Source organism: Pseudomonas mendocina (assembly GCF_003008615.1).
Taxonomy (GTDB): Bacteria; Pseudomonadota; Gammaproteobacteria; order Pseudomonadales; family Pseudomonadaceae; genus Aquipseudomonas; species Aquipseudomonas mendocina_C.
Genome location: NZ_CP027657.1, coordinates 1,211,489 through 1,235,619, shown reverse-complemented (window position 1 = coordinate 1,235,619; position 24,131 = coordinate 1,211,489). Strand labels below are relative to the sequence as shown.

Below are 24,131 nucleotides of genomic sequence, written 5' to 3'. Positions count from 1 at the left end.
CCGTAGGGCCGCTCCCTGTCGGAGCGGCCGCTTCCGTTCAAGGAAACCGTTTCATGCTGACCATCGCCCTGTCCAAAGGCCGTATTCTCGATGACACTCTGCCGTTGCTGGCGGCTGCAGGCATCGAGCCGACCGAGAACCCGGACAAGAGCCGCAAGCTGATCATCCCGACTACTCAGGATGACGTGCGCCTGTTGATCGTGCGGGCCACCGACGTGCCGACCTACGTCGAGCACGGCGCTGCTGACCTCGGCGTGGCGGGCAAGGATGTGCTGATGGAATACGGCGGTCAGGGGATCTACGAGCCGCTGGATCTGCAGATCGCCAAGTGCAAGCTGATGACCGCCGGCAAGGTTGGTGCGCCGGAGCCGAAAGGCCGTCTGCGCGTGGCCACCAAGTTCGTCAACGTCGCCAAGCGCTACTACGCCGAGCAGGGTCGTCAGGTCGACATCATCAAGCTGTACGGCTCGATGGAGCTGGCGCCGCTGGTGGGGCTGGCCGACAAGATCATCGACGTGGTCGACACCGGTAACACCTTGCGTGCCAACGGTCTGGAACCGCAGGAACTGATCGCTACGATCAGCTCGCGCTTGATCGTCAACAAGGCGTCGATGAAGATGCAGCACGCGCGCATTCAGTCGCTGATCGAAACCCTGCGTGGCGCCGTCGAGGCGCGACATTCGCACTGATACCTTTCGCGCGGCGAAATGCCGCGCGCGCCTATCCGTGTCATAGCCAAATTCTCAGGTGCCCGCACGGTGGGCTTGCTACTCTAGCGGCGCCTGAGATTTGCCATTACACGAGGCTTTGCCATGACCGCTCCCATTGCTGTTCGCCGACTCAACGCCGCTGACCAGGATTTCGCCCGACACCTGGATCATCTGCTGAGCTGGGAGAGTGTGTCCGACGATGGCGTCAACCAGCGTGTACTGGAAATCATCCAGGCCGTGCGTGAGCGTGGCGACGCCGCTCTGGTCGAATACACCCAGCGTTTCGATGGTCTGGAAGTCGCCAGCATGGCCGACCTGATCCTGCCGCGTGAGCGTCTGGAGTTGGCCCTGACCCGCATCAGTGTCGAGCAACGCCAGTCTCTTGAAGTGGCAGCCGAGCGCGTGCGCATTTATCACGAAAGGCAGAAGCAGGATTCCTGGCGCTACACCGAAGCTGACGGCACCGTGCTGGGGCAGAAGGTTACCCCGCTGGATCGTGCCGGCCTGTATGTGCCGGGTGGTAAGGCATCCTACCCGTCGTCGGTGCTGATGAACGCCATCCCTGCCAAGGTTGCCGGCGTGCCCGAGGTGGTGATGGTGGTACCGACCCCGCGTGGCGAGATCAACGAAATCGTCCTGGCCGCTGCGGCCATCGCCGGGGTCGACCGCGTATTCACCATCGGTGGTGCTCAGGCCGTGGCTGCGTTGGCCTATGGCACCGAAAGTGTGCCGCCGGTGGACAAGATCGTCGGCCCCGGCAACATCTACGTGGCCACCGCCAAGCGTCACGTGTTCGGCAAGGTCGGCATCGACATGATCGCCGGGCCTTCCGAGATTCTCGTGGTTTGCGATGGCCAGACCGATCCGGACTGGATCGCCATGGATCTGTTCTCCCAGGCGGAGCACGACGAGGACGCCCAGTCGATCCTGGTCAGCCCGGATGCCGCTTTCCTCGACCGCGTCGCTGAAAGCATCGCCAAGCTGCTGCCGACCATGGAGCGTGCCGAGATCATCCGCACCTCGCTGGAAGGCCGTGGCGCGCTGATCCAGGTGGCCGACATGGCACAGGCCATCGAAGTGGCCAATCGTATCGCCCCGGAACACCTGGAGCTGTCGGTGGCCGACCCGGAAGCCTGGCTGCCGCAGATTCGCCATGCTGGCGCAGTCTTCATGGGGCGCTACACCGCTGAGGCGCTGGGCGACTACGTGGCCGGCCCCAACCATGTGCTGCCGACCTCCGGTACTGCGCGCTTTTCCTCGCCACTGGGTGTTTATGACTTCCAGAAGCGGTCTTCGATCATTTTCTGCTCGCCGGATGGGGCGTCGGAGCTGGGCAAAAGCGCCTCGGTGCTGGCACGTGGCGAGTCGCTGACTGCGCATGCGCGCAGCGCCGAGTACCGAATCAAGTGATGTAGGGCGCGTCACGCGCGCCTATTGATTATTCGCGGTGCGCACAGCGCACCCTACGCATTCGAGGAGAGAAGGGCAGATGAGCAAATTCTGGAGCCCCTTCGTCAAAGACCTGGTGCCCTACGTGCCGGGTGAGCAGCCCAAGTTGAGCAAGCTGGTCAAGCTCAACACCAATGAGAACCCCTATGGCCCGTCGCCGAAGGCCATCGCGGCTATGCAGGCCGAGCTGAACGACAACCTGCGCTTGTACCCGGATCCCAACGGCGATCGCCTGAAGCAGGCGGTGGCCGACTATTACGGGGTGCAGACTGGCCAGGTCTTCGTCGGCAATGGTTCCGACGAGGTGCTGGCGCATGCCTTCCACGGCCTGTTCCAGCACGATGGCAAGCCGCTGTTGTTCCCGGATGTCACCTACAGCTTCTACCCGGTTTACTGTGGGCTGTATGGCATCGACTACGAGGCGCTGCCGCTGGATGACGCCTTCCAGATTCGTGTCGAGGATTACGCGCGGCCGAATGCCGGCATCATCTTCCCCAACCCCAACGCGCCGACCGGCTGCCTGTTGCCGCTCGATGCCGTCGAGCGGTTGCTGCAAGGCAGCCCGGATTCCGTAGTATTGGTGGACGAGGCGTACATCGACTTCGGCGGCCAGACGGCCATCAGCCTGGTCGACAAGTATCCGAACCTGCTGGTCACCCAGACCCTGTCCAAGTCGCGTTCGCTGGCTGGTCTGCGCGTCGGCATCGCGGTCGGCCACCCGGATCTGATCGAGGCACTGGAGCGGATCAAGAACAGTTTCAACTCCTATCCGCTCGACCGCATGGCCATCGTGGGCGCGGCTGCGGCGTTCGAGGATCGTGACTACTTCGAGAAGACTTGCAAGCAGGTGATCGACAGTCGCGAGGTAGTGATTGCCGGTTTACAGGCCCTGGGGTTCGAGGTGCTGCCCTCGGCGGCGAATTTTGTCTTCGCTCGTCATCCGGGCAAGGATGCTGCCACGCTGGCGGCTGGTCTGCGTGAGCAGGGCGTGATCGTGCGCCACTTCAAGCAGCAGCGCATCGCCCAGTTCTTGCGTATCACCATTGGTACGCCGGAGCAGAATCAGGCGCTGCTGGACGCGCTGCAGGGGCTCTGATGGCGCCCGACTGATTGAGTAGCAGAGAACGAAAAAGCCGGCATGATGCCGGCTTTTTCGTTGCGTAGATATCAGTTGTCGTTGACTGGTGGGCGGATGCCGATTTCTGCGGTCAGTTGCAGTTGTTTGCCATTGCGCAGTACTTCGATGCGGATCTTGTCGCCTGGTTTGGTGCGCGCCACCTGGTTCATCGAACGGCGGCCATCGCTGGCGGCTTCGCCGTCAATGCTGAGGATCAGGTCGCCCGGTTGCAGGCCGGCACGTTGTGCTGGGCCGTCGCGATAGACGCCAGCCACGACGATGCCTGGGCGGCCATCGAGGCCGAAGGACTCGGCCAGTTCGGGCGTCAGCGGTTGTACTTCGACGCCCAGGTAGCCGCGGATCACCTGGCCGTGCTCGATGATCGCCTGCATCACTTCCATCGCCAGTTTGACCGGGATGGCAAAACCGATGCCCTGTGAGCCACCGGACTTGGAGAAAATCGCGGTATTGATCCCGACCAGATTGCCGTGGGCATCGACCAGCGCACCACCGGAGTTACCGGGGTTGATCGCGGCGTCGGTCTGGATGAAGTCTTCGTAGGTGTTGAGGCCCAGCTGGTTACGCCCGGTCGCGCTGATGATGCCCATGGTCACGGTCTGGCCGACGCCGAAGGGGTTGCCGATGGCCAGGGTGACGTCACCGATACGGATGTTGTCGGAGCGACCCAGAGTGATTGCCTGCAGGTTCGGCAGGTCGATCTTGAGCACCGCCAGATCGGTCTCCGGGTCGTTGCCGATCACTCGCGCCAGGGTTTCGCGGCCGTCCTTCAGCGCTACGACGATCTGGTCGGCGCCGCTGACCACGTGATTGTTGGTCAGCAGGTAGCCTTCGCGGCTCATCAGTACCGCCGAGCCAAGGCTCGATTCCATGCGTTGCTGGCGGGGCAGGTTGTCGCCGAAGAAGCGGCGGAAGGTGGGGTCTTCGAACAGCGGGTGAGTGGGTTTACTCACCAGCTTGGTGGTGTACAGGTTGGCGACGGCTGGCGACGCGGTGTCCACGGCTTCGGCATAGGACACCGGGCCTTCCTGCAAGCGACTATAGAGGGGGGCCTGCACCAGTTGCACTTCCTGCCGCGGCAGGCCGACCCATTCAGGGTATTGCTGGATCAGCAACAGGGCCAGCAGCACGCCGACCAGCAAGGGCCAACCGAGAAAACGCAGTGCCTGGGGCATCGAGACAATCCTGAGGGTTGCGAGGGCCAAAGGTGACCCTTAAGGTGGCGCATTATAGTGAGGTGCTCGCCAATAAGGCAGCGGCCGCAACAGCTTGAGAGGAATCTTCATGGCCATTGCTCTGACCACTTTAGTGGAAGAAGCTGACGCTTTTCTGAACGCGTCGCGCATCAGTGATTACTGCCCGAATGGGTTGCAGGTCGAAGGCCGCCCGCAGGTGAGCCGGATCGTCACTGGTGTTACTGCGAGCCAGGAACTGATCGAGGCAGCCATAGAGGCTGAAGCCGATGTGCTGCTGGTTCATCACGGCTATTTCTGGAAAGGCGAGAACCCTTGCGTTACCGGCATGAAACAGCGTCGGCTCAAGGCGTTGCTGACCAACGAGATCAGTCTGCTGGCCTACCACCTGCCACTGGACGTGCATCCCGAGGTGGGCAACAACGTGCAGTTGGCGCGCCAGCTCGGCATCGTCGTCGAAGGACCGCTGGAGCCGGAGAATCCACGCACCGTAGTGCTTGTGGGGTCGCTGGAGGAGCCAATGAGTGCGGTGGATTTCGCTCGCCATGTGCAACAGGTACTGGGGCGTGAGCCCTTGTTGATCGAAGGTGAGGGGCTGATCCGTCGTGTCGGCTGGTGCACCGGCGGTGGCCAGGGTTACATCGACACCGCCATTGCTGCTGGCGTCGATCTGTACCTGACCGGTGAAGCCTCCGAGCAGACCTTCCATAGCGCACGCGAGAACGGTGTGAGCTTCATCGCTGCCGGCCACCACGCTACCGAACGCTACGGTGTGCAAGCACTGGGGGATTATCTGGCACGCCGCTTTGCTCTGGAGCACGTCTTCATAGACTGTCCGAACCCGGTCTGAGCGGGGCTTTTCTCCTGGCATAAAGCTAGATCGTTTCGATCTAAGTGCCGTCCTGAATAGAAGAGGGCGCTGTGCTAGAGTGCGCGCTCGTCCAAGGCCCGCCGGCCTGAATAATATCGTTATCCCGTGAGTAGCCATGCTCGACAAACTGACGCACTTGAAACAGCTCGAGGCGGAAAGTATCCACATCATTCGTGAAGTGGCCGCCGAATTCGACAACCCGGTGATGCTCTATTCCATCGGCAAGGATTCCGCCGTGATGCTGCATCTGGCACGCAAGGCGTTCTTTCCCGGCAAGCTGCCGTTTCCGGTGATGCACGTCGATACGCGTTGGAAATTCCAGGAAATGTACAGCTTTCGCGACAAGATGGTCAGCGAGATGGGCCTGGATCTGATCACCCACATCAACCCCGATGGTGTGGCGCAGGACATGAACCCCTTCACCTACGGCAGTGCCAAGCACACCGATGTGATGAAGACCGAAGGTCTCAAGCAGGCACTGGACAAATACGGCTTCGACGCCGCCTTCGGTGGTGCGCGTCGCGACGAAGAGAAGTCGCGCGCCAAGGAGCGTGTCTACTCCTTCCGCGACAGCAAGCACCGCTGGGATCCGAAGAACCAGCGCCCCGAGCTGTGGAACGTGTACAACGGCAAGGTGAAGAAGGGCGAGTCGATCCGCGTCTTCCCGCTGTCGAACTGGACCGAGCTGGATATCTGGCAGTACATCTACCTGGAACAGATTCCAATCGTGCCGCTGTACTTCGCCGCCGAGCGTGAAGTGATCGAGAAGAACGGCACGCTGATCATGATCGACGACGAGCGCATCCTCGAACACCTGTCCGATGAAGAGAAAGCGCGCATCACCAAGAAGATGGTGCGTTTCCGCACCCTGGGCTGCTACCCGCTGACTGGCGCGGTCGAGTCCACGGCTGCCACCTTGCCGGACATCATCCAGGAAATGCTCCTGACCCGTACTTCCGAACGACAGGGCCGCGTGATCGATCACGACGCCGCCGGGTCGATGGAAGAAAAGAAACGTCAGGGCTATTTCTAAGGATCGCGCACCATGAGTCATCAATCCGATTTGATCAGCGAGGACATCCTCGCGTATCTGGCCCAGCACGAACGTAAAGAGCTGCTGCGCTTTCTCACCTGTGGCAACGTCGACGACGGCAAGAGCACGCTGATCGGCCGGCTGCTGCACGACTCCAAGATGATCTACGAAGATCACCTGGAAGCAATCACCAAGGACTCCAAGAAGGTCGGCACCACCGGTGACGAAGTGGATCTGGCTCTGCTGGTCGACGGTCTGCAGGCCGAGCGCGAGCAGGGCATCACCATCGACGTGGCCTACCGCTACTTCTCCACCGCCAAGCGCAAGTTCATCATCGCCGACACCCCCGGCCATGAGCAGTACACGCGCAACATGGCCACTGGTGCTTCGACCTGCGACCTGGCGATCATCCTCATCGACGCGCGTTACGGTGTGCAGACCCAGACCCGTCGACACAGCTTCATCGCCTCCTTGCTGGGCATCAAGCACATCGTCGTCGCCATCAACAAGATGGATCTGAAGAACTTCGATCAGGCCGTCTTTGAGCAGATCAAGGCTGATTACCTGGCGTTCGCCGAGAAGATCAACCTGCGTCCGACCACCCTGGAGTTCGTGCCCATGTCGGCGCTCAAGGGTGACAACGTGGTCAACAAGTCCGAGCGCTCGCCCTGGTACACCGGCCAGTCGCTGATGGAAATCCTCGAGACCGTCGAGGTTTCCGGTGACCGCAATTTCGATGACCTGCGCTTCCCGGTGCAGTACGTCAACCGGCCGAACCTCAACTTCCGTGGCTTCGCTGGCACCCTGGCCAGCGGCATCGTACGCAAGGGCGATGAAGTTGTGGCACTGCCCTCGGGCAAGAGCAGTCGGGTCAAGTCTATCGTCACTTTCGAAGGTGAACTGGAGCAGGCCGGCCCGGGTCAGGCGGTCACCCTGACCCTTGAGGACGAGATCGATGTGTCGCGTGGCGACATGCTGGTTCATGCCGACAACCGTCCGCAGGTCACCGATGGTTTCGAAGCGATGCTGGTGTGGATGGGCGAAGAGCCGATGCTGCCGGGCAAGAAGTACGACATCAAGCGTGCTACTAGCTACGTGCCCGGTTCGATTCCCAGCATCGTTCACCGCGTGGATGTAAACACCCTGGAGCAGGGCGCCGCCAGTGAGCTGAAACTCAACGAGATCGGTCGGGTCAAGGTCGCGCTGGATGCATCGATCGCGCTGGATGGCTACGAATACAACCGCACCACGGGTGCCTTCATCGTCATCGATCGTCTGACCAATGGCACCGTCGGTGCGGGCATGATCATCGCTGATCCGGTCGCTCATGGCGGCGGTCAGCATGGTCGCCTGGCTCATGTGTCTACCGAGGAGCGCTCCCTGCGTTTTGGCCAGCAGCCGGCTACCGTGCTGTTCTCCGGCTTGTCCGGTGCGGGCAAGAGCACCCTGGCTTATGCCGTCGAGCGCAAGCTGTTCGACATGGGCCGCGCCGTGTACGTGCTCGATGGCCAGAACCTGCGCCACGACCTGAACAAAGGGTTGCCGCAGGATCGTGCCGGGCGCACTGAGAACTGGCGTCGTGCCGCCCACGTGGCGCGTCAGTTCAACGAAGCCGGCTTGCTGACTCTGGCTGCGTTCGTCGCTCCAGATGCTGAAGGCCGCGAGCAGGCCAAGGTGCTGATCGGTAACGAACGTCTGATCACTGTCTACGTGCAGGCTTCGCCGCAGATCTGCGCCGAGCGCGACCCGCAGGGGTTGTACGCCGCCGGTGGCGACAACATTCCTGGTGAAGGTTTCCCCTATGACGTGCCGCTGGACGCCGATCTGGTGATCGATACCCAGTCGCAGTCGGTCGAAGAGGGCGTGAAAGCGGTGCTGGATCTGCTGCGTCAGCGCGGCGCGATCTGAGTTACTGCAATGCCGTTCTCGCCAGCCAGGTCTGGCGAGAACGGTGAACGAAAAAACGGGGCATATAGCCCCGTTTTTTTGTGCCTGACGGTGAGGGTCAGTTCAGATTCAGCGCCGGGATCAGGCTGTTGTTGATGTCCTGGCCAGGCACCGGTACCGGGGCTGCAAGACCCAGGTTGTTCTTCTCGAACACACGGTCAGCACGGTAGCTGGAGCGCACCAGCGGGCCCGCCGCGACCTCCATGAAGCCCTTTTCCAGGCCGATGTCGCGCAAGCGGTTGAACTCTTCCGGGCTGACCCAGCGCTGCACCTTCAGATGGTTGCGTGTCGGTTGCAGGTATTGACCGAGGGTAAGGATGTCCACGCCGATGGCGCGCAGGTCATCCATGGTTTCCAGAATTTCCTCGTCTGTTTCACCCAGACCCAGCATCAGGCTGGTCTTGGTCAGCACCTGCGGACGGTGGCGCTTGGCGTGAGCCAGCACGTTCAGCGTTTTTTCGTAGCCGGCGCGTGGATCGCGCACGACATGAGTCAGACGCTTGACGGTTTCGACGTTCTGCGCAAAGACTTCGAGGCCAGAGTCCACCACGCGTTCGATGGCCTGATGATCGCCATCGAAGTCGGGAGTCAGGGCCTCGACCACTACCTGCGGCGTGTTTTCCTTGATCGCTCGTACGCAGGCTGCATAGTGGCTCGCGCCGCCGTCATCGAGGTCGTCGCGATCCACCGAGGTCAGCACGATGTAGCGCAGCGCCATCAACTCCACCGACTTGGCGGTGTTCTGCGGCTCTTCCAGATCCAGCCAGCCATTGGGGTTACCGGTGTCCACGGCGCAGAAACGGCATGCACGGGTGCATACCGAGCCCATCAGCATGATAGTGGCCGTGCCGTTGGACCAGCACTCGCCCATGTTCGGGCAATGCGATTCCTGGCACACGGTGCTCAGGCGATGTTCGCCGACGTTGCGTTTGACTGCTTCGAAGCGGCTGCCGCCAGGGGCTTTTACCCGCAACCACTTGGGCTTGGGTTCGAAAACCTGAGGTTCGGCCGAGGCGCGGCGCTTCTGGCCGTCCTTGATCGCAGTGATGCCCTGGGCAGTGCGGAATTTTTCGCCGCTGGCAACGGTTTTAGGCGAGGACGTGTCTGACATCGGAAATCTGGACTCCGGTAGAGGCTCCATTGGCGGGGGCTTGTGGCCGCCCGGCAGTCTACCACAGAAGGTGTATGCAGGCGCCGGGGCCGCTTGTCGACAAAAGCCGGCCCCATAGTGCCGCGGTGCGCGTGGCGCATCCTACGGCTGAGCGATCTGCGATCTGCGGTCAGCGGCCGCGCAGCTGCAGCAGCAGTTGTTGGGTGGGGTAGCCGTCCGCCGGCCAGTTCAACTGCAATTGCAGGGCACGAATGGCCTTGCGTGTATTGGCGCCGATGATGCCGTCGGCTGGGCCGGGATCGAAACCATTCACCGCTAGCAGCTCCTGCAACTCGATACGCTCGCTGCGGCCTAATTGGTGCTCGTCACGTGGCCAGCTTCCCTGAACTGTCGTTGGACGTACCAGGTTGTCGGCGAGCAGCCCGATGGCCAGGGCGTAGGAGGTAGAGTTGTTGTACTTGAGAATGCTGCGGAAGTTGTCCAGCAAGAGGAAGGCCGGGCCGCGGTGACCTGCAGGCAGTGACAGGTTGGCACGGGCATTGGCGGCAGCACCGGTAGGCGACAGCGGGCGTACGCCAAGCTCGGCCCATTCGGTCAGGGTGCGGCGTTGTTCCGGATCGGCCAGGGAGTAGTCGAAGCCGGACGGCAGGCGTACTTCGAAACCCCAGGGTTGGCCGCGCTGCCAGCCCGAGGATTGCAGGTAATGAGCGGCAGATGCCAGGGCATCGCTGGAGGAACTCCACAGATCGCGCTTGCCATCGCCATCGAAATCGACGGCGTGCTGATTGTAAGTGGTGGGCATGAACTGGGTCTGGCCCATGGCGCCGGCCCAGGAGCCGATCATGCGCTCGCTGGGGATGTCGCCATGCTGCAGAATCTGCAGGGCGGCCAGCAGTTGGGTGCGCCAGAAGGCCTGGCGACGGCCTTCGAAAGCCAGCGTGGAAAGCGAGCGGATCACACTGTGGCTGCCAATGTTGCTGCCGAAGTTGCTTTCCAGGCCCCAGATCGCCACCAGTATCCGGGCTTCTACTCCGTATTGCTGCTCGATGCGCTGTAGCACGCTGTTGTGCTGCGCCAGCAGAACACGCCCGCGGCCGATGCGGCTGGAAGACACGGCGCCATCAAGGTATTCCCACACCGGTCGCGTGAATTCCGGTTGGCTACTGTCGGCCTTGAGTACGGCGGGGTCAGGGCTGATTCCGGCAAATGCTCGGTCGAACACGGCTGCATCGATGCCATTGGCCAGCGCTTCATTGCGCAATGCTTGCTGCCATTCGAAGAAGCTTGGCGCTGGAGCCGTAGGCGTCGTCTGCGTGACGGCGGGGCTGGGTGTCGCCGGCAGGCTTTCAGCGGGAGCCTGAGCGCAGGCTGCCAGCAGGAGGATAGGGAGCAGGGCCAGAGTGCGGCGAGGTAGCTGAGGTGGCATGTCTATCTCAAAGCGTTTAGCAGGTCGCTACCTTAGCATGCCCGTGCTGTAGACAGGGCTATCAGCATGTTTACGCCGCCCATAAAGCAAGAAGCCTCCCAATTGTGGGAGGCTTCGCGGCGGTAACTGCCTTTGCCTTTCTGCGGTCGTTCCTGGCGGGAGCGAAACAGTGGCTGGGCGACGATGGATTTGGCCTTGTTCGGCCGCTTTGCGGCTTTCTTGCTCATACGGTGATCCTCGGTTGAGCCTGCTCCCATGCAGGCGCGCGAAAAAATATGCGCCGCTGTACAGAAAATGTCCAGACCGTAGAGGCGGGCGACTCGAACCGGTGTGTCGGCAGGTGTTCTCGCCCCCCCCCCCCCCGCTTGGCGCTTTTTCGGCCGCAGTTTTGGCCGGATCGTCCCTTTAGCCGTGGTCTGAATCCTGATTCACTACATGCAGGTGAATCAGGATTCAGACCATGGCTTATCGCATCACTGAAGCTCGACTCGACCGCGATCAGACGCAGCGCCAGCGCATCCTCGATTGCGCCTTGCTACGGGTGGCCGAGGGCGGTTTCGCTGCCCTGACCATGCAGGCGCTGGCCGAGCATGTCGGTATCGCCACTGGCAGCCTATACCGCCATTTTCGCAGCAAGGGCGAACTGGCCGCCGAGGTTTTCGCCAGCGCCAGCCAACGTGAGGTTGATGCCCTGGCCACCGCCTTGCGCGGGCCGGGCAGTGCCCGTGAGCGGCTGCGTATCGGCCTCGAACAGTTCGCCGCCCGCGCCTGGCACAGCCGCCGCCTGGCCTTTGCGCTGATCGCCGAGCCGGTCGATCCGGAGGTCGACGAGCAGCGCCTGCTCTACCGTGAAGCCTATGCCGAACTGTTCATCGATTTGCTGGAGGAAGGCGCCGCTGCCGGCGAATTTCGCGTCGAGCAGATCGCTCTGACGTCGGCTTGCCTGGTCGGCGCGATTGCCGAGGCGCTGGTCGGTCCCCTGTCACCACCTGCTCGCGCCGCTCGCGAGGCCGGTCAACCCACCCTGGAGCTGGCTCAGGTCAGCGCCAGCCTTGCCACCTTCTGTCTGCGCGCCGTCGGCGCCGAGGAGCCCTCGCGATGAGACCCAGCCTGCATGCCGAAACACATGAAGTGTTCAACCAGGTGCCGAGCCTGGACGGCACCAACCTCTACCGCCTCGATCTGCCGCTGCAGGAGTGGACTCGTCGTTATGATGGGGCCTGGGCCGACGAGCGTCTGAGCGCCTATGGCGCGCTGGCCGGCGGCGCCTTGATGCAGGCAGGCTTTCTCGCCAACGAGAACAAGCCGGTGTTCAAGAGTCATGATCGCTACGGCAATCGCATCGATCTGGTGGAGTTTCACCCGGCCTACCACGAGCTGATGCGCACGGCCGTCGAGCATGGCCTGCCGTCGCTGCCCTGGACAGACCCACGCGCTGGCGCGCATGTCGCCCGTGCCGGCCTGACCTATATGCACAGTCAGGCCGAAGCGGCCAGCGGCTGCCCGCTGACCATGACCTTCGCTGCGGTGCCTGCCATTCGCCTGCAGCCCAACGTGGCCGAGCAGTGGCTGCCGAAGATCCTCGCCACCGAGTACGACCCGCGCAATTTACCGATGGAGCAGAAAACCGGCGTCACCATCGGTATGGCCATGACCGAGAAGCAGGGCGGCACCGACGTACGTGCCAACACCACCCGCGCCTATCCCATCGGCCTCGGCGGGCCGGGGCAGGGCTACGAGCTGGTTGGCCACAAATGGTTCTGCTCGGCGCCGATGTGTGATGCCTTCCTTACCCTGGCCTACACAGACAAGGGCCTGTCATGTTTCCTGCTGCCGCGTCACCGCCCTGACGGCACGCGCAACGCGTTCTACATCCAGCGCCTGAAGAACAAGCTGGGTAACTGGGCCAACGCCTCCAGCGAGGTGGAGTACCGCGGTGCCTTCGCCTGGATGCTTGGCGAGGAAGGACGCGGCGTGCCCACCATCATCGAGATGGTGGCGATGACGCGCTTCGATTGCATGGTCGGCTCCAGCAGCTTGATGCGTCAGGCGCTGACCCAGGCCGCGCACCACTGCGCACACCGCCAGGTCGGCGGCAAGCTGCTCGCAGACCAGCCGCTGATGCAGAACGTGCTGGCCGACCTGGCGCTGGAGAGCGAAGCCGCGCTGGCGCTGTGCATGCGCATGGGGCGTGCGCTCGACCACTCGCATGACGCGCAGGAAGACAAGTTCGCCCGCCTCGTCACTGCCGTGGGCAAGTACTGGATCTGCAAGCGTGCGCCGGAAATGATCTACGAGGCCAGCGAGTGCATGGGCGGCGCCGGTTACGTCGAGGAAACCATCCTGCCGCGCCTGTACCGCGAAGCGCCGGTCAACTCGATCTGGGAAGGTTCGGGCAACGTGCAGTGTCTGGACGTGCTGCGCGCCTTGTCCAAGGAACCGGGCGTGCTCGATGCGCTGTTCGCCGAGCTGGGCGACGGCCACGGTGATGCCCGTCTGAAGGCGCACATCCAGCGTTTGAAGGCCGACTTCAGCGATACCGCCGATATCCAGTACCGCGCCCGCCAGCTCACCGAAGACATGGCCGTGGCGCTGCAGGCCAAGCTGCTGCTGGAAGCGGGCAACGCCACCGTCTCCGATGCCTTTATCGCCAGCCGTCTGGAGGGCCGTGGCCGGGTCTACGGCACCTTGCCGCGTGGTGTCGACGTCGAGGCGCTGCTGGCGCGTAGCACGCCGCACCTGGCCTGATCGGAGGTTCGCCATGCACGCTCATCCGCGTTATCGGGAGCTGGTTGAGCAAGGCTTCGCCGACGCCAATTTCATCCAGGATCTCGGCATTCGTGCCACCGACTGCGGCCCAGGGTGGGTCGAGGCGGCGCTGGATATCCTGCCGCGCCACCTGCAGCAGAACGGTTTCATCCATGCTGGTGTGCAGACCACTCTGGCCGATCATGCTGCCGGTGCCGCCGCCGCGACGTTGGTGGCCGAAGGGCAGACGGTGCTGACCCTGGAATTCAAGGTCAACCTCCTGCGCCCGGCGCGTAGCACGCGCCTGTTCTGCCGCGCCGAGGTGCTCAAGGCCGGGCGCCAGGCCACGGTGGTTGAGGCCGAGGTGTTCGGCGAGGAGAGCGGCCAGAAGCGCCTGTACAGCAAGGCTTCGGTGACCATGGCGGTGGTGACGTTGCCGGCCTGAGCGAGAGCCGAGAGCGGATGGCCAGGCACGCTGTTTTTTAGCCGAGCAGGCGAGTAATCTTGCGCTCGATGGTTCTGCGTGCACGCATGTGACGCGGATGAAAAGGGAACAGGGTGCGGCGAATCTCGCCAATGCCCTGGCTGCCCCCGCAACTGTAAGCGGCGAACGATGCCCTCATGCCACTGACTTCGGTCGGGAAGGCGGGCGGAGTGCCAAGCCGTGAGCCAGGAGACCTGCCATCGACAACGGGCGTTTCGCCCAACCTTCATCCGAATCGTCGCGCGGTGGGCGCGAACAAGGAACTCGCATGCATATCGAACCCGGTGTCGTCGAAGGCGCCAAGATCCTCCTCAGCTACGCAACGGCCGTCACCGCTTTCGGCCTGACCGCCAAACTCGCCCTGGACAGCGTCCGCAGCAACGGTGGTGTCGCCGCCCTGGCTTTGCGCAGCCTGCTGACCACCGCCCTGGTGTTCTGCTTCTTCGAAGTATTCCCGCATCACCCGGTGGGTGTTTCCGAGGTGCATCTGATCCTCGGTTCTACCCTGTTGTTGCTGTTCGGTGCCGGTGCTGCTGCCATCGGCCTGGCCGCGGGGCTGTTGCTGCAGGGGCTGCTGTTCGCCCAGTTCGACCTGCCGCAGTACGGCATGAACGTCACCACGCTGTTGATCCCGTTGTGGGGCATCAGCCTGCTGGCCAAGCGCATCGTTGCGCCGGGTACCGCCTACGTCGATCTTTCCTATAAGCAGGCACTGGCACTGTCGACTGCCTACCAGGGTGGCATCGTCGCCTGGGTCGCGTTCTGGGCCTTCTACGGTCACGGCTTTTCCAGCGAAAACCTGGCAGCAGTGGGCAGCTTCGGCCTGGCTTACATGAGCGTGATCCTGATCGAGCCGCTGATCGACCTGGGCGTGCTGGCCGGTGCCAAGGCGTTGTCGCGTTTCAGCCAGGGGCCGCTGTTCAACGTGCGCCTGCACCAGGCGGCCTGACCCAGTCGTTTAGCGGCGGCGCTGCCAGATCATCTTGCCGGTATTGCTCTCGGTGACCAGATACTGGTCGCTGAAGCGGTAATAGGCAGCGGGTTGATAATCGGCGGCGCCTGCCAGGCGCACCATCAGCATGCCGTCCTGGCTGCGCCATTGGCCGCTGTACTGCACCTCGCCGGGGCTGTCGTAGCTCCAGTCGCTGCCGCCGCCGGCCGAGCGGCTCCACTGCGTGACGCTGCCATCGGCGTTCAACTGCAGGGTCATCACGGTGTTGAACGAAGCGAAGTTGGCGCCGCCACTGTTGATGATCTTCTCGTGCACCCAGGTGCCGACCAGTGCCGAATCCTGAACGCCTGCTGCAGGTGGGGGGGCTGCTGCTTCGCGCTGGAATAGTGTCTGACGTTCCAGTACCTCGCCGTTGCGTGGGTTGCGAGCCGCGATGCTGGTGTTGAGCATGGCATTGGCGTAGGTGGCGTTCATGTTGGCCAGCAGCAGGCCGGACTGTGGATCGCTGATCTCGGCGCGCAGCACCTGTCCATCGTAGTGGCCCTTCAGATTCAGGCGCAGGGTCTGATTCTCAACGTATTGCCCCTCAACCTGATTGCCCTGCTGGCGCAGAATCAGCACGGTCGGCAGGCCGTCGAGCGTGGCGCGGTAGTGACCGTCCAGCTCACCTGCCTGAACGCTGAAGCAGGAAACGACAGCCAGCAGCAGAAGGATTGGACGAACCATGGTAATGACCTCCGACGAGTAGCTCCAAGTCTAGTCTCGGCCGTCGGGTGGTGAGTCCTGTCGCGCTATGTTTTCGTCACCGTATGCAGGCAAGATAGGCGCGTACGTTCAGTCAGGAAGATGCACAGTGAAAGCCTGCTCAGATGATTTCATCGTTGCCCTCACGCCCGAAGAGGCCGTCGATCGCCTCGCCGCGTTGCACCAGGAGGCCACTGGCGCCCTGAGCCACGCGCTCAAACGCTACCTCAAGGAGCGCATCCGTCCCGATGCCAGCGAGCACTGCCTGTTCCGCTACCCCGAATTGCGCCTGACCTACCTGTGCCAGGGCGAGGTGCCGACCACCGTGCGCGCCTACGCCAAGGTGCAGGTGCCTGGCACCTACGCCATCACCGTGACCCAGCCGGCGGCCTTCCGCAAATACCTGCTGGAGCAACTGCGTCCGCTGATGAACGATTTCACCCTGCGCGTGGAAGTCGGCCGCAGCCAGCAGAACATTCCTTACCCGTACGTGGTCGAGGGCGGCGATGAGCTGGCCGGCAGTGGTGTGACCGCCGCCGAGCTGGCGCGCGTATTCCCCAGCACCGACCTGTCCGCCGCCACCGACGGCACCGCCGATGGCCTGTACGACTGGGAGAACATCGACCCGCTGCCGCTGGCGCTGTTCGACGCGGCGCGCACCGATTTTTCGCTCAAGCGCATCCAGCACTACACCGGCAGCGACTGGCGCCATGTGCAGCCTTGGATCCTGTTGACCAACTACCATCGTTATGTCGACCAGTTCATCCGTCACGGCCTGGACATGCTGGTGGGCGACTCGCGCTTCACCCGCATGGTGCTGCCGGGCAATGTGGTGGTCGAGCGTGGCATGGCCGAAGGCGAGATGCAGGCAATCATCGAGAATGTGGTCTGGCACCGCTATCAGATGCCGGCCTACCACCTGCAGGCCGAGGATGGCCACGGCATCACCCTGGTCAATATCGGCGTCGGCCCGTCCAACGCCAAGAACATCACCGACCACCTGGCCGTGCTGCGCCCCCACTGCTGGTTGATGATCGGCCACTGTGGCGGCCTGCGTCAGTCGCAGACCATCGGCGACTATGTGCTGGCCCACGCCTACATGCGCCGTGACGGCATTCTCGACCGCGTGCTGCCGCCGAACATTCCCCTGCCGGCGCTGGCCGAAGTGCAGCAGGCGCTGCAAGAGGCGGCCAAGCTGGTCACTGGCGAGCAGGGCGACGAGCTGAAGAAGCGCCTGCGCACCGGCACCGTGCTGACCTACGACGACCGCAACTGGGAACTGCGCTGGGCCCAGGAGCGCCCGCTGATCAACCTGTCGCGCGCGGTGGCGGTGGACATGGAAAGCGGCACCATCGCAGCCCAGGGCTATCGCCTGCGGGTGCCCTACGGCACCCTGCTGTGTGTGTCGGACAAGCCGCTGCACAGCGAGATCAAGCTGCCCGGCGCCGCCGGCGCCTTTTACGAGCGCGCGGTGACTCAGCACCTGCACATCGGCATCGCCGCGCTGGAACTGATGCGCAGCCAGCTCAACTCGCTGCATTCGCGCAAGCTGCGCAGCTTCGACGAGCCGCCGTTCCGTTGAGGTGCAATCCGGCGCTGAAGGCTTGAGCGCGGCCAGCAGGCTGTTGTCGCGCTCAAGTATCTGTTTGCCAGCGGTGCGCACAGCGCACCCTACGCCATTCAGCCATCGCTGGTCGGGGCATTTCAGGCCGCAACCGGCGCCTCGTCACGTAGCAGTTCGGCCAGCGCTGCGCGGTCGATGTTGGCGCCGCTGAGTACCACGGCCACGCGCTGGCCGGCATTGAGTTCACGCTCCTGCATCAGAGCAGCCAACGCCGCAGCGCCGGCACCTTCGGCGAGGTTGTGGGTGTCCTCGTGATAGGTGCGGATGGCGGCGCGAATTTCCTCGTCGTCGACCCGTACGATGCGCGAGGCGCCGACGCGGATCATGTCCAGCGCCAATTCTTGCGGCTGGCGGCAGGCCATGCCGTCGGCCAGCGTATCGGCGCGTTCGGTCTGCACCAGGCGGCCTTGCTCGAAACTCTGCGCATAGGCGTCGGCGCCGCTGGCGACGACGCCGACGATTTCGGTGTCGAGACCAAGCAGGTCGCGGGTGCGGATCATCCCGCAGATGCCCGAGCCGAGGCCGATAGGCACATACACCCGGCGCAGATTCGGTACCGCCTCCAGCAGTTCCAGGGCATAGGTAGCCACGCCGCGCACCAGATCCTCGTGCAGTGACGGCACCCAGTGCAGGTCGTCGCGTTCGGCGATACGCGCGGCTTCGGCACGGGCTTCGTCGAAGTCGCGGCCATGTTCGATCACCTCGGCGCCGAGGGCGCGCATCGCGGCGTTCTTCTCGCGGGCATTGCCATGTGGCACCAGGATGCGAATCGCCAGGCCCGCGGCGCGCGCCGCCAGCGCCAGGCTCTGGCCATGGTTGCCGCGCGTGGCGGTGACCAGCCCGCGCACCTGCGGCTCGCGGCGCAGCAGGGCGTCGATATAGACCAGCCCGCCGCGCACCTTGAAGGCGGCAGTCGGGGCGTGGTTCTCGTGCTTGACCCAGACCTCGCAGCCCGTGCGCTGCGCCAGCAACGGCCAGCTCAGTTGCGGCGTGGCCGCCATATGGCGGTGAACCAGTTGCGCGCTCTGGCGCAGTTGGGCGAGGTCGAACATGGCGGATGCTCCGGGTGGCGTTGACCTCGATGCTAGTGCGGCGCATTGTATGGGTAAATCTTTATATTGCATGGCAAGCAATGTGGCTTCCTGACCTTCAAGACAGCGCCTTACCCACATACCTGGCATTGGTCGAGGCCATCGCTGCGGCCATCGGCCGGGGTGAACTCAAGCCCGGCGAGCGCCTGCCGCCTCAGCGGCGCCTGGCCTGGACGCTGGGCATCAATCCGAGCACGGTGATGCTCGCCTACCGCGAAGCGGCGCGGCGGCACCTGGTCTCTGGTGAGGTCGGGCGCGGCACCTACGTGCTGGCCGGCAGCCGCGAAGCGAGCCTGTTCCGCCTCAAGCAACCGACCGCGCAGGGCGAGCTGATCGACCTGTCGACCAATGTGCCGGTGCATGATCCGGACAATCATGACCTCTCCGCCAGCCTCGCCGCACTGGCTGCACGTGGCGAGCTGGACGCGTTGCAGGCCTACCCGTCGGCGGCGCTGGTCGAGCGTGCGCATCTGGCGGGTGCGACCTGGCTGCGCCGACGCGGCCTGGAGCTGGCGCCAGGCGGCCTGCTGCTCTGCGCCGGTGCCCAGCAGGGCGTGTCGGCGGCGCTGCTGGCGCTCTGCGAAGCGGGCGAGCCGATCCTGGTGGAGCGCTATACCGCGCCGGGAATCAAGGCCGCTGCACGCCAATTGCGCCTGCCGTTGCACGGTGTGGCGATGGACGAGCACGGCATTCTGCCCGATGACCTCGATCGCCTGGCTCGTGCCACCGGGGCGCGCGTGGCGGTGTTCACGCCCTGTTTGCAGAATCCCACTGGCGCCAGCCTGGACGCCGAGCGCCGCGCGGCCATCGCCGAGGTGGCGCGACGCCGTGGCTTATGGATACTCGAGGACGATGTCTACGGCGTACTCGGCAGCGAGGCGCCGCTTGCGGTAAAGGCGCCGGAACGTTGCCTGCTGATCAGTAGCCTGTCCAAGAGCGTTGCACCGGGCTTGCGCCTGGGCTTTATCGCGGGGGCGCCGGAGTTGCTCGAACGCATTGACCCCGAGGCCCAGGCCACGCGCTGGGCGGTGACGCCGCTGAGCCTGGCGCTGGGTTGTGAATGGATCGAAAGTGGCATCGCCGAACAGCGTCTGGCCTGGCAGATCGACGAGCTGCAACAGCGCTGGCGCTTGGCCGCGCGCGTGCTCGGGCCGCGCATGCCGCAGGGCCGGGCGGTAGCGCCGCATCTGTGGCTGGACGCTGCAGCGCCTGCCGGCCTGGCCGAGGCGTGCCGGCAGAATGGCGTGGAGGTGGTGCCGGCAGAAGTGTTTGCGGTAGAGGCCAATCCGGGACATGCCGTGCGCGTCAGCCTCGCGGCGGCAGCCAGTCGGGTCGAACTCAAGCGGGCGCTGGAAGCGATCGTGGCGGCCTGGCCTATCGGTTGAGTTCGCCGTAGAGTGCGCTCGGCTTTGGCTTCCTGCGTCGCCGAGGGCGTTTTTGGGGGGGCGTGTGCGGTGCAAGCCTTTGCAAGGGGGCGGGCTGTTCGCTGGCGCTCCTGAGCCCGCCCTACGACTGGCCCGCGTTATGAGGTTGCGAGTTGCATATGCAGGATCGGGAAGGGGCGCCCGCCGCCGTCCAGGCGTGAGCGATCGGTCACCACGAAACCCAGGTGCTGGTAGAAGCCGACGGCCTGCGGGTTCTGTTCGTTGACGTCGACCCGCGTGGCGCCCAACTCGTCGATGGCGTGAAGCATCAACCGTTTGCCCACGCCTTGGCCGTGGCAGGTAGGGTCGACGAAGAGCATTTCCACCATGCCTTCGCTGGTACCGAGAAAACCCAGGATTCGCCCCGACTCATCGCGTGCACAGGTCAGCTGTACGGCCGGGAAATACTGCTCGCGCAGCAAGGGCTTGATCACCTGTAGGTCGCTTTCCGGCAGGAAGTGATGGGTGGCACGCACGGCGGCCTCCCAGACTTCCACCAGGGTGGGCAGTTCAGTGTCGGTGGGGGTGTCGAGAGTCAGCGGCATGTCAGTAGGTATCGAAGATCAAACAGGGCGCAGAGCATGCCAGCTCTGCGCCCGTGCTGTCATTTGCTGGCGTCGAGTACCACGCGATAGCGTGCCTTGCCGCTGCGCAGATGGTCGATGGCCGCGTTCACCTGGCTCATGGGGAACTGCTCGACCTGCGGCAGGATCTGGTGCCGCGCGCAGAACTCGAGCATGGTCGCCATGGTTTTGGGGGAGCCGACTGGCGAGCCGGACAGGCTCTTCTGCTGTGGGATCAGATTGAACACATGCACCGGGATGGCGCTTGGCACGATGCCGACGAAGTGCAGGCGGCCCTTGCCGCGCAGGGTGCCGAGCAGGGCAATCCAGTCGAGGTCGGCGCTGGCAGTGACCAGGAGGAAATCCAGCGTGCCGGCAATCGCCTTCATCGCCGCGCTGTCGGTGGAGGCCACCACCTTGTGCGCGCCCAGGCGTTTGGCTTCGTCCTGCTTGTTCAGCGACGAGGTGAAGGCGGTCACCTCGCAGCCCCAGGCGTTGAGGAAACGCAGCGCCAGGTGACCGAGGCCGCCGATGCCGACCACGCCGACGCGATCCGTCGGCTTGATATCGAACTCCAGCAGCGGGCTGAATACCGTGGAACCGGCGCAGAACAGCGGGCCGACCAGTGCCGGGTCGAGGCCATCTGGCAGCGGTACGGCCCAGGCCCAGTGCGAGCGCAGGCGGTCGGCGAAACCACCGTGGCTGCCGACGATGGTCGGCTTCACCGAGCGGCACAGCTGATGCGAGCCTTCCATGCACGAGCCACAGTGCATGCAACTGCCCTTGTACCAGCCGATGCCGACCCGTTGACCCAGCTTGAGGCCACGCGCCTGCTCGCCGAGACGGACGATGGTGCCGACCACCTCATGGCCGGGGATGAAAGGGTAGCGCGCATTGCCCCATTCGTTGTCGATCATCGACTGGTCGGAGTGGCAGATGCCGCAGTATTCCACCGCCACTTCCACCTCTTCGGCGCCGAGCGGGCCGGGGTCGTAGCTCAGGCGCTCCAGTGGCGCCTTGGGCGCCGTGGCGGCCCAGCCAGTGAAGGTGGCGAGTTCGTCGTTGTTGCTCATTGGTGGCACCTGATCGCAGGGGGTGAATCAGCAGCTTAGCCGCTCTGGCAGGACGTGGAAGCACCATCAGCGCCGCTTATCGTGGGTTACACTGCGCTGCCCAGCTCCACTGAAGCCTGTCGCATGTCACGCCCTCGTCCTCCCGCCAATCGCCGTCCTGCCGCCCCGCGCCGAGTGGCCAAGGTGCCGCCCGCGCAGCCGCGCCTGCTGGTTCTGAACAAGCCGTTCGACGTGCTCACTCAGTTCAACGACGAGCAGGGCCGCGCCACCCTCAAGGATTTCGTCGAAGTACCCGGCGTCTACCCGGCCGGGCGTCTGGATCGTGACAGCGAAGGCTTGCTGCTGCTGACCAACGATGGCCGCCTGCAGGCGCGTATCGCCGACCCAAAACACAAGTTGCCGAAGACCTACTGGGTGCAGGTGGAGGGCGAGCCGAGCGAGGCACAATTGCAGCAGTTACGCGAGGGGGTGACGCTCAATGACGGCCCGACCCTGCCGGCCGAGGCGCGACGGCTGGACGAGCCCGAGCTGTGGCAACGCAACCCGCCGGTACGCTTTCGCAAGAGCGTGCCGACGGCCTGGCTGGAGTTGGTGATTCGCGAGGGGCGCAACCGTCAGGTACGGCGCATGACCGCCGCTGTCGGCTTGCCAACCTTGCGCCTGGTGCGCGTGGCCATCGGCCCCTGGCGGCTGGACGGCTTGCAGCCCGGGCAATGGCGTGAGGTTCCGGCGTTATTGCCATAGGGCGCGTCATTGCAGGCGAAGTTGGTGCGCACGGCGCACCCTACGGCCGGCGGTGTCTCTGTAGGGTGCGCCGATTGTTCCCGTGTCGTTGCTGGGCGGGTATAGGTGGAGAACGGCGGCGGCCGCAGTGATCAGTAAGGTGCACCGCGCAGCGGGCGATTTGTCGCAGCACCTAGGCGCTGGCGAACATGACCTGGATCAATAACCGGCCTTGATCACGGCGATACCTTTGTTCAGCACTTCACGCCATGCCTGGCGCACGTCTGCATCGCACTCCTTGTCGTGTTCGCCGATGGTCGCCAGCAGCGCATCGAGCCACAGGTCGTAGAGTTCCGGGCGGATGTCCAGACGCTCACGCGAGTGCGATTCGCCGAGGGCGCGCAGCTTGGTGTCGGGCATGCCACGGGCGTGCATCACCAGGTTGAGAATGCCCTGGCGCAGCAGCTGTTTCTGCGCGCTCATGTCGGTGTCGACGAACTTCTCGCGGATCAGTGGTGAGCTGGCGAGGAAGTGGCGGTAGAAACTGTCGAAGAAATCCGGGCTGGCGCAGCAGCGCCCATAGCTCTGCATCACCAGATTGGCGGCGCTCATGTGTCACTCCTTGAGTGGGCTGCAGGCCGCGTGTGCGGCGGCCTGGTATCGATCAGAGGTATCGCGCTGGCTGGGTCAGCCGTGAATGCCGCGCGCGGTCTCGATGATGTAGGTGATGATCGGCTTGGCGAGGAAGGCGAACAGGCACAGGCCCAGGCCGAGGAATAGGATGGCGGTGCCGAGGCGACCGGCCTTGGACTTCTTCGCAAGGTCCCAGATGATGAAGAACATGAACAGCATCAGGCCGCCCACCAGGACGTACATCATCAGGGCTTCAAATTGTTCGGTTTCCATGGTGCCTCGTGATTCGGACGGAAAACGCAGGGCGAAAATTATACGCGCCCTGACCTAGGGCGCGGCATGATCTGCTTCACCCTGCGACTTTCAGTCGCGCAGGTGCTGCAATGGCAACTGCGTACTGGACAGAATCTGCTGCAGCACGAAGCTCGAACGTACGCTGGATACCCCGTCGATACGGGTCAGGGTACCGAGCAGCAGCTTCTGGTAATGATCCATGTCCGGCACCACCACCTTGAGCTGGTAATCAGCGTCCATCCCGGTCACCAGGCAGCATTCCAGCACTTCCGGGCATTTGCGGATTTCATCCTGAAAGTGTTCGAAGCGCTCGGGTGTGTGTCGGTCCATGCCTATCAGCACATAGGCGGTCAGGCTGAGACCGAGCTTCTTGCGGTCGAGCAGGGCGACCTGGCCAGTGATGTAGCCATCGTCTTCTAGTTGCTTGACCCGGCGCGAACAGGGTGACGGCGAGAGACCGATACGTTCGGCGAGTTCCTGGTTGGACAGGGCAGCGTTGCGCTGTAATTCGGCGAGAATGTTCAGGTCGTAACGGTCGAGTTTGTCCATTTCTAATCGGGCTCATCATTTGATTGCGTTAGATAGTGCTCCTTTAGCTGTAAATTGCGCAATTGGTAAATTTGTAAGCAATATTAGCAATCTTATTTCGGTGCGGCAGGCGTAAGCTTTCTCTCAGTTTCACGGCCCGGACGACAAGTCCTACCGGCCTCGCCCAACCAGGTGAGCCGGCGCCGACGATCCTACCGGATCGCACCGGCACCCGGGTCCGCACTGCCCAACCAGGCGGGCGACGAAAGCGGCGACAATATCGCCAGCACCGGACAGATATCCCGAGGGGGCCGCAAGGCCCCTTTTTAATGCCTGGAATTTGTGTGCGGAATCTGCGGTGGGCCGCGACTTTCG

The 24,131-nt window shown here is 63.6% G+C and carries 23 protein-coding genes, 1 pseudogene and 1 riboswitch; of the genes and pseudogenes, 13 read left to right on the top strand and 11 right to left on the bottom strand.

Going from position 1 to position 24,131, the window contains the following annotated elements; translation table 11 throughout:
* Window positions 1-53 precede the first annotated feature (53 nt).
* The 3 genes from hisG to hisC all read left to right on the top strand — a co-directional run bounded on the left by hisG (window position 54) and on the right by hisC (window position 3,255).
* On the top strand, window positions 54-689 hold the full coding sequence (gene hisG, locus C7A17_RS05765) for an ATP phosphoribosyltransferase (protein ID WP_106737117.1): 636 nt from the start codon (window positions 54-56) through the stop codon (window positions 687-689).
* A 123-nt stretch (window positions 690-812) separates the two neighbouring features.
* The gene (hisD, locus tag C7A17_RS05760) at window positions 813-2,120 is read left to right on the top strand and encodes a histidinol dehydrogenase (protein ID WP_106737116.1); all 1,308 of its coding nucleotides are present in this window, start codon (window positions 813-815) and stop codon (window positions 2,118-2,120) included.
* A 79-nt stretch (window positions 2,121-2,199) separates the two neighbouring features.
* Complete coding sequence (gene hisC / locus C7A17_RS05755) at window positions 2,200-3,255, top strand: histidinol-phosphate transaminase (RefSeq protein WP_106737115.1); 1,056 nt, start codon at window positions 2,200-2,202, stop codon at window positions 3,253-3,255.
* A gap of 71 nt (window positions 3,256-3,326) precedes the next feature.
* On the opposite strand, the gene algW is transcribed toward hisC, so the two are convergent.
* Window positions 3,327-4,469 (bottom strand): Do family serine endopeptidase AlgW, encoded by a 1,143-nt coding sequence (gene algW / locus C7A17_RS05750; RefSeq protein WP_106737114.1) that lies wholly within the window; start codon window positions 4,467-4,469, stop codon window positions 3,327-3,329.
* A gap of 109 nt (window positions 4,470-4,578) precedes the next feature.
* Between algW and C7A17_RS05745 the strand changes: the two genes are divergently transcribed.
* The 3 genes from C7A17_RS05745 to cysN all read left to right on the top strand — a co-directional run bounded on the left by C7A17_RS05745 (window position 4,579) and on the right by cysN (window position 8,299).
* A complete protein-coding gene (locus C7A17_RS05745) occupies window positions 4,579-5,337 on the top strand; it encodes a Nif3-like dinuclear metal center hexameric protein (protein ID WP_106737113.1) in 759 nt (252 codons plus the stop codon).
* 136 nt (window positions 5,338-5,473) lie between these two features.
* Window positions 5,474-6,391, top strand: a complete 918-nt coding sequence (gene cysD / locus C7A17_RS05740; RefSeq protein ID WP_106737112.1) for a sulfate adenylyltransferase subunit CysD — start codon at window positions 5,474-5,476, stop codon at window positions 6,389-6,391.
* A gap of 12 nt (window positions 6,392-6,403) precedes the next feature.
* Complete coding sequence (cysN, locus tag C7A17_RS05735) at window positions 6,404-8,299, top strand: sulfate adenylyltransferase subunit CysN (protein WP_106737111.1); 1,896 nt, start codon at window positions 6,404-6,406, stop codon at window positions 8,297-8,299.
* Window positions 8,300-8,396: 97 nt separating this feature from the next.
* Here the strand turns inward: cysN and lipA are convergent, their stop codons facing one another.
* From lipA to arfA, 3 genes and pseudogenes are all read right to left on the bottom strand, one after another.
* Window positions 8,397-9,449, bottom strand: coding sequence for a lipoyl synthase (gene lipA, locus C7A17_RS05730; RefSeq protein ID WP_106737110.1), 1,053 nt, complete (start codon window positions 9,447-9,449; stop codon window positions 8,397-8,399).
* A 169-nt stretch (window positions 9,450-9,618) separates the two neighbouring features.
* The gene (locus C7A17_RS05725; protein ID WP_106737109.1) at window positions 9,619-10,875 is read right to left on the bottom strand and encodes a lytic murein transglycosylase; all 1,257 of its coding nucleotides are present in this window, start codon (window positions 10,873-10,875) and stop codon (window positions 9,619-9,621) included.
* Between the two features lie 80 nt (window positions 10,876-10,955).
* Window positions 10,956-11,102, bottom strand: a pseudogene (gene arfA / locus C7A17_RS05720) (alternative ribosome rescue factor ArfA); the annotation flags it as partial.
* Between the two features lie 233 nt (window positions 11,103-11,335).
* On the opposite strand from arfA, the gene C7A17_RS05715 reads away from it, so the two are divergent.
* The 4 genes from C7A17_RS05715 (at window position 11,336) to C7A17_RS05700 (ending at window position 15,056) form a co-directional block, all read left to right on the top strand.
* Complete coding sequence (locus tag C7A17_RS05715; protein WP_106737107.1) at window positions 11,336-11,977, top strand: TetR/AcrR family transcriptional regulator; 642 nt, start codon at window positions 11,336-11,338, stop codon at window positions 11,975-11,977.
* Entirely contained in the window at window positions 11,974-13,623 is a 1,650-nt protein-coding gene (locus C7A17_RS05710; protein WP_106737106.1) for an acyl-CoA dehydrogenase family protein, read from the top strand. The genes C7A17_RS05715 and C7A17_RS05710 overlap by 4 nt, the downstream gene beginning before the upstream one ends.
* A gap of 13 nt (window positions 13,624-13,636) precedes the next feature.
* Window positions 13,637-14,068, top strand: coding sequence for a PaaI family thioesterase (locus C7A17_RS05705; protein WP_106737105.1), 432 nt, complete (start codon window positions 13,637-13,639; stop codon window positions 14,066-14,068).
* Window positions 14,069-14,120: 52 nt separating this feature from the next.
* Window positions 14,121-14,323: riboswitch (cobalamin riboswitch) on the top strand.
* Between the two features lie 52 nt (window positions 14,324-14,375).
* Window positions 14,376-15,056 (top strand): energy-coupling factor ABC transporter permease, encoded by a 681-nt coding sequence (locus C7A17_RS05700; protein WP_106737104.1) that lies wholly within the window; start codon window positions 14,376-14,378, stop codon window positions 15,054-15,056.
* Window positions 15,057-15,065: 9 nt separating this feature from the next.
* On the opposite strand, the gene C7A17_RS05695 is transcribed toward C7A17_RS05700, so the two are convergent.
* Window positions 15,066-15,785: a hypothetical protein gene (locus tag C7A17_RS05695; protein ID WP_106737103.1), complete on the bottom strand. Its 720-nt coding sequence runs from the start codon at window positions 15,783-15,785 to the stop codon at window positions 15,066-15,068.
* A 127-nt stretch (window positions 15,786-15,912) separates the two neighbouring features.
* Here C7A17_RS05695 and amn point away from each other — a divergent pair, with 127 nt between their 5' ends.
* Window positions 15,913-17,385: an AMP nucleosidase gene (gene amn / locus C7A17_RS05690; protein ID WP_106737102.1), complete on the top strand. Its 1,473-nt coding sequence runs from the start codon at window positions 15,913-15,915 to the stop codon at window positions 17,383-17,385.
* Window positions 17,386-17,507: 122 nt separating this feature from the next.
* On the opposite strand, the gene C7A17_RS05685 is transcribed toward amn, so the two are convergent.
* On the bottom strand, window positions 17,508-18,479 hold the full coding sequence (locus tag C7A17_RS05685) for a threonine dehydratase (protein ID WP_106737101.1): 972 nt from the start codon (window positions 18,477-18,479) through the stop codon (window positions 17,508-17,510).
* 80 nt (window positions 18,480-18,559) lie between these two features.
* Between C7A17_RS05685 and C7A17_RS05680 the strand changes: the two genes are divergently transcribed.
* Window positions 18,560-19,903 (top strand): aminotransferase-like domain-containing protein, encoded by a 1,344-nt coding sequence (locus C7A17_RS05680; protein WP_106737100.1) that lies wholly within the window; start codon window positions 18,560-18,562, stop codon window positions 19,901-19,903.
* Between the two features lie 137 nt (window positions 19,904-20,040).
* Here the strand turns inward: C7A17_RS05680 and C7A17_RS05675 are convergent, their stop codons facing one another.
* On the bottom strand, window positions 20,041-20,487 hold the full coding sequence (locus tag C7A17_RS05675) for a GNAT family N-acetyltransferase (RefSeq protein WP_106737099.1): 447 nt from the start codon (window positions 20,485-20,487) through the stop codon (window positions 20,041-20,043).
* A 59-nt stretch (window positions 20,488-20,546) separates the two neighbouring features.
* The gene (ahr, locus tag C7A17_RS05670; RefSeq protein ID WP_106737098.1) at window positions 20,547-21,578 is read right to left on the bottom strand and encodes an NADPH-dependent aldehyde reductase Ahr; all 1,032 of its coding nucleotides are present in this window, start codon (window positions 21,576-21,578) and stop codon (window positions 20,547-20,549) included.
* A 123-nt stretch (window positions 21,579-21,701) separates the two neighbouring features.
* Between ahr and C7A17_RS05665 the strand changes: the two genes are divergently transcribed.
* The gene (locus C7A17_RS05665; RefSeq protein ID WP_106737097.1) at window positions 21,702-22,322 is read left to right on the top strand and encodes a pseudouridine synthase; all 621 of its coding nucleotides are present in this window, start codon (window positions 21,702-21,704) and stop codon (window positions 22,320-22,322) included.
* A gap of 198 nt (window positions 22,323-22,520) precedes the next feature.
* Here C7A17_RS05665 and C7A17_RS05660 read toward each other — a convergent pair whose 3' ends face one another.
* From C7A17_RS05660 to C7A17_RS05650, 3 genes are all read right to left on the bottom strand, one after another.
* Window positions 22,521-22,913 carry a globin gene (locus C7A17_RS05660; protein WP_106737096.1) on the bottom strand — a complete coding sequence of 131 codons (393 nt, stop codon included), beginning with the start codon at window positions 22,911-22,913 and terminating at the stop codon, window positions 22,521-22,523.
* 75 nt (window positions 22,914-22,988) lie between these two features.
* The gene (locus C7A17_RS05655) at window positions 22,989-23,207 is read right to left on the bottom strand and encodes a DUF2788 domain-containing protein (protein WP_003240295.1); all 219 of its coding nucleotides are present in this window, start codon (window positions 23,205-23,207) and stop codon (window positions 22,989-22,991) included.
* 90 nt (window positions 23,208-23,297) lie between these two features.
* Window positions 23,298-23,777, bottom strand: coding sequence for an Lrp/AsnC family transcriptional regulator (locus C7A17_RS05650; protein WP_004424680.1), 480 nt, complete (start codon window positions 23,775-23,777; stop codon window positions 23,298-23,300).
* Window positions 23,778-24,131 lie beyond the last annotated feature (354 nt).

Bases quoted from the DNA above. Each gene is read 5' to 3' on its own strand.
- cysN (WP_106737111.1), top strand. From the start codon at position 6,404: ATGAGTCATCAATCCGATTTGATCAGCGAGGACATCCTCGCGTATCTG.
- C7A17_RS05680 (WP_106737100.1), top strand. From the start codon at position 18,560: ATGTGGCTTCCTGACCTTCAAGACAGCGCCTTACCCACATACCTGGCA.
- algW (WP_106737114.1), bottom strand. From the start codon at position 4,469: ATGCCCCAGGCACTGCGTTTTCTCGGTTGGCCCTTGCTGGTCGGCGTG.
- hisD (WP_106737116.1), top strand. From the start codon at position 813: ATGACCGCTCCCATTGCTGTTCGCCGACTCAACGCCGCTGACCAGGAT.
- C7A17_RS05675 (WP_106737099.1), bottom strand. From the start codon at position 20,487: ATGCCGCTGACTCTCGACACCCCCACCGACACTGAACTGCCCACCCTG.
- C7A17_RS05650 (WP_004424680.1), bottom strand. From the start codon at position 23,777: ATGGACAAACTCGACCGTTACGACCTGAACATTCTCGCCGAATTACAG.
- C7A17_RS05660 (WP_106737096.1), bottom strand. From the start codon at position 22,913: ATGAGCGCCGCCAATCTGGTGATGCAGAGCTATGGGCGCTGCTGCGCC.
- C7A17_RS05695 (WP_106737103.1), bottom strand. From the start codon at position 15,785: ATGGTTCGTCCAATCCTTCTGCTGCTGGCTGTCGTTTCCTGCTTCAGC.
- C7A17_RS05685 (WP_106737101.1), bottom strand. From the start codon at position 18,479: ATGTTCGACCTCGCCCAACTGCGCCAGAGCGCGCAACTGGTTCACCGC.
- C7A17_RS05655 (WP_003240295.1), bottom strand. From the start codon at position 23,207: ATGGAAACCGAACAATTTGAAGCCCTGATGATGTACGTCCTGGTGGGC.
- C7A17_RS05710 (WP_106737106.1), top strand. From the start codon at position 11,974: ATGAGACCCAGCCTGCATGCCGAAACACATGAAGTGTTCAACCAGGTG.
- C7A17_RS05705 (WP_106737105.1), top strand. From the start codon at position 13,637: ATGCACGCTCATCCGCGTTATCGGGAGCTGGTTGAGCAAGGCTTCGCC.
- cysD (WP_106737112.1), top strand. From the start codon at position 5,474: ATGCTCGACAAACTGACGCACTTGAAACAGCTCGAGGCGGAAAGTATC.
- hisG (WP_106737117.1), top strand. From the start codon at position 54: ATGCTGACCATCGCCCTGTCCAAAGGCCGTATTCTCGATGACACTCTG.
- ahr (WP_106737098.1), bottom strand. From the start codon at position 21,578: ATGAGCAACAACGACGAACTCGCCACCTTCACTGGCTGGGCCGCCACG.
- lipA (WP_106737110.1), bottom strand. From the start codon at position 9,449: ATGTCAGACACGTCCTCGCCTAAAACCGTTGCCAGCGGCGAAAAATTC.
- hisC (WP_106737115.1), top strand. From the start codon at position 2,200: ATGAGCAAATTCTGGAGCCCCTTCGTCAAAGACCTGGTGCCCTACGTG.
- C7A17_RS05715 (WP_106737107.1), top strand. From the start codon at position 11,336: ATGGCTTATCGCATCACTGAAGCTCGACTCGACCGCGATCAGACGCAG.
- C7A17_RS05725 (WP_106737109.1), bottom strand. From the start codon at position 10,875: ATGCCACCTCAGCTACCTCGCCGCACTCTGGCCCTGCTCCCTATCCTC.
- C7A17_RS05665 (WP_106737097.1), top strand. From the start codon at position 21,702: ATGTCACGCCCTCGTCCTCCCGCCAATCGCCGTCCTGCCGCCCCGCGC.
- C7A17_RS05745 (WP_106737113.1), top strand. From the start codon at position 4,579: ATGGCCATTGCTCTGACCACTTTAGTGGAAGAAGCTGACGCTTTTCTG.
- C7A17_RS05700 (WP_106737104.1), top strand. From the start codon at position 14,376: ATGCATATCGAACCCGGTGTCGTCGAAGGCGCCAAGATCCTCCTCAGC.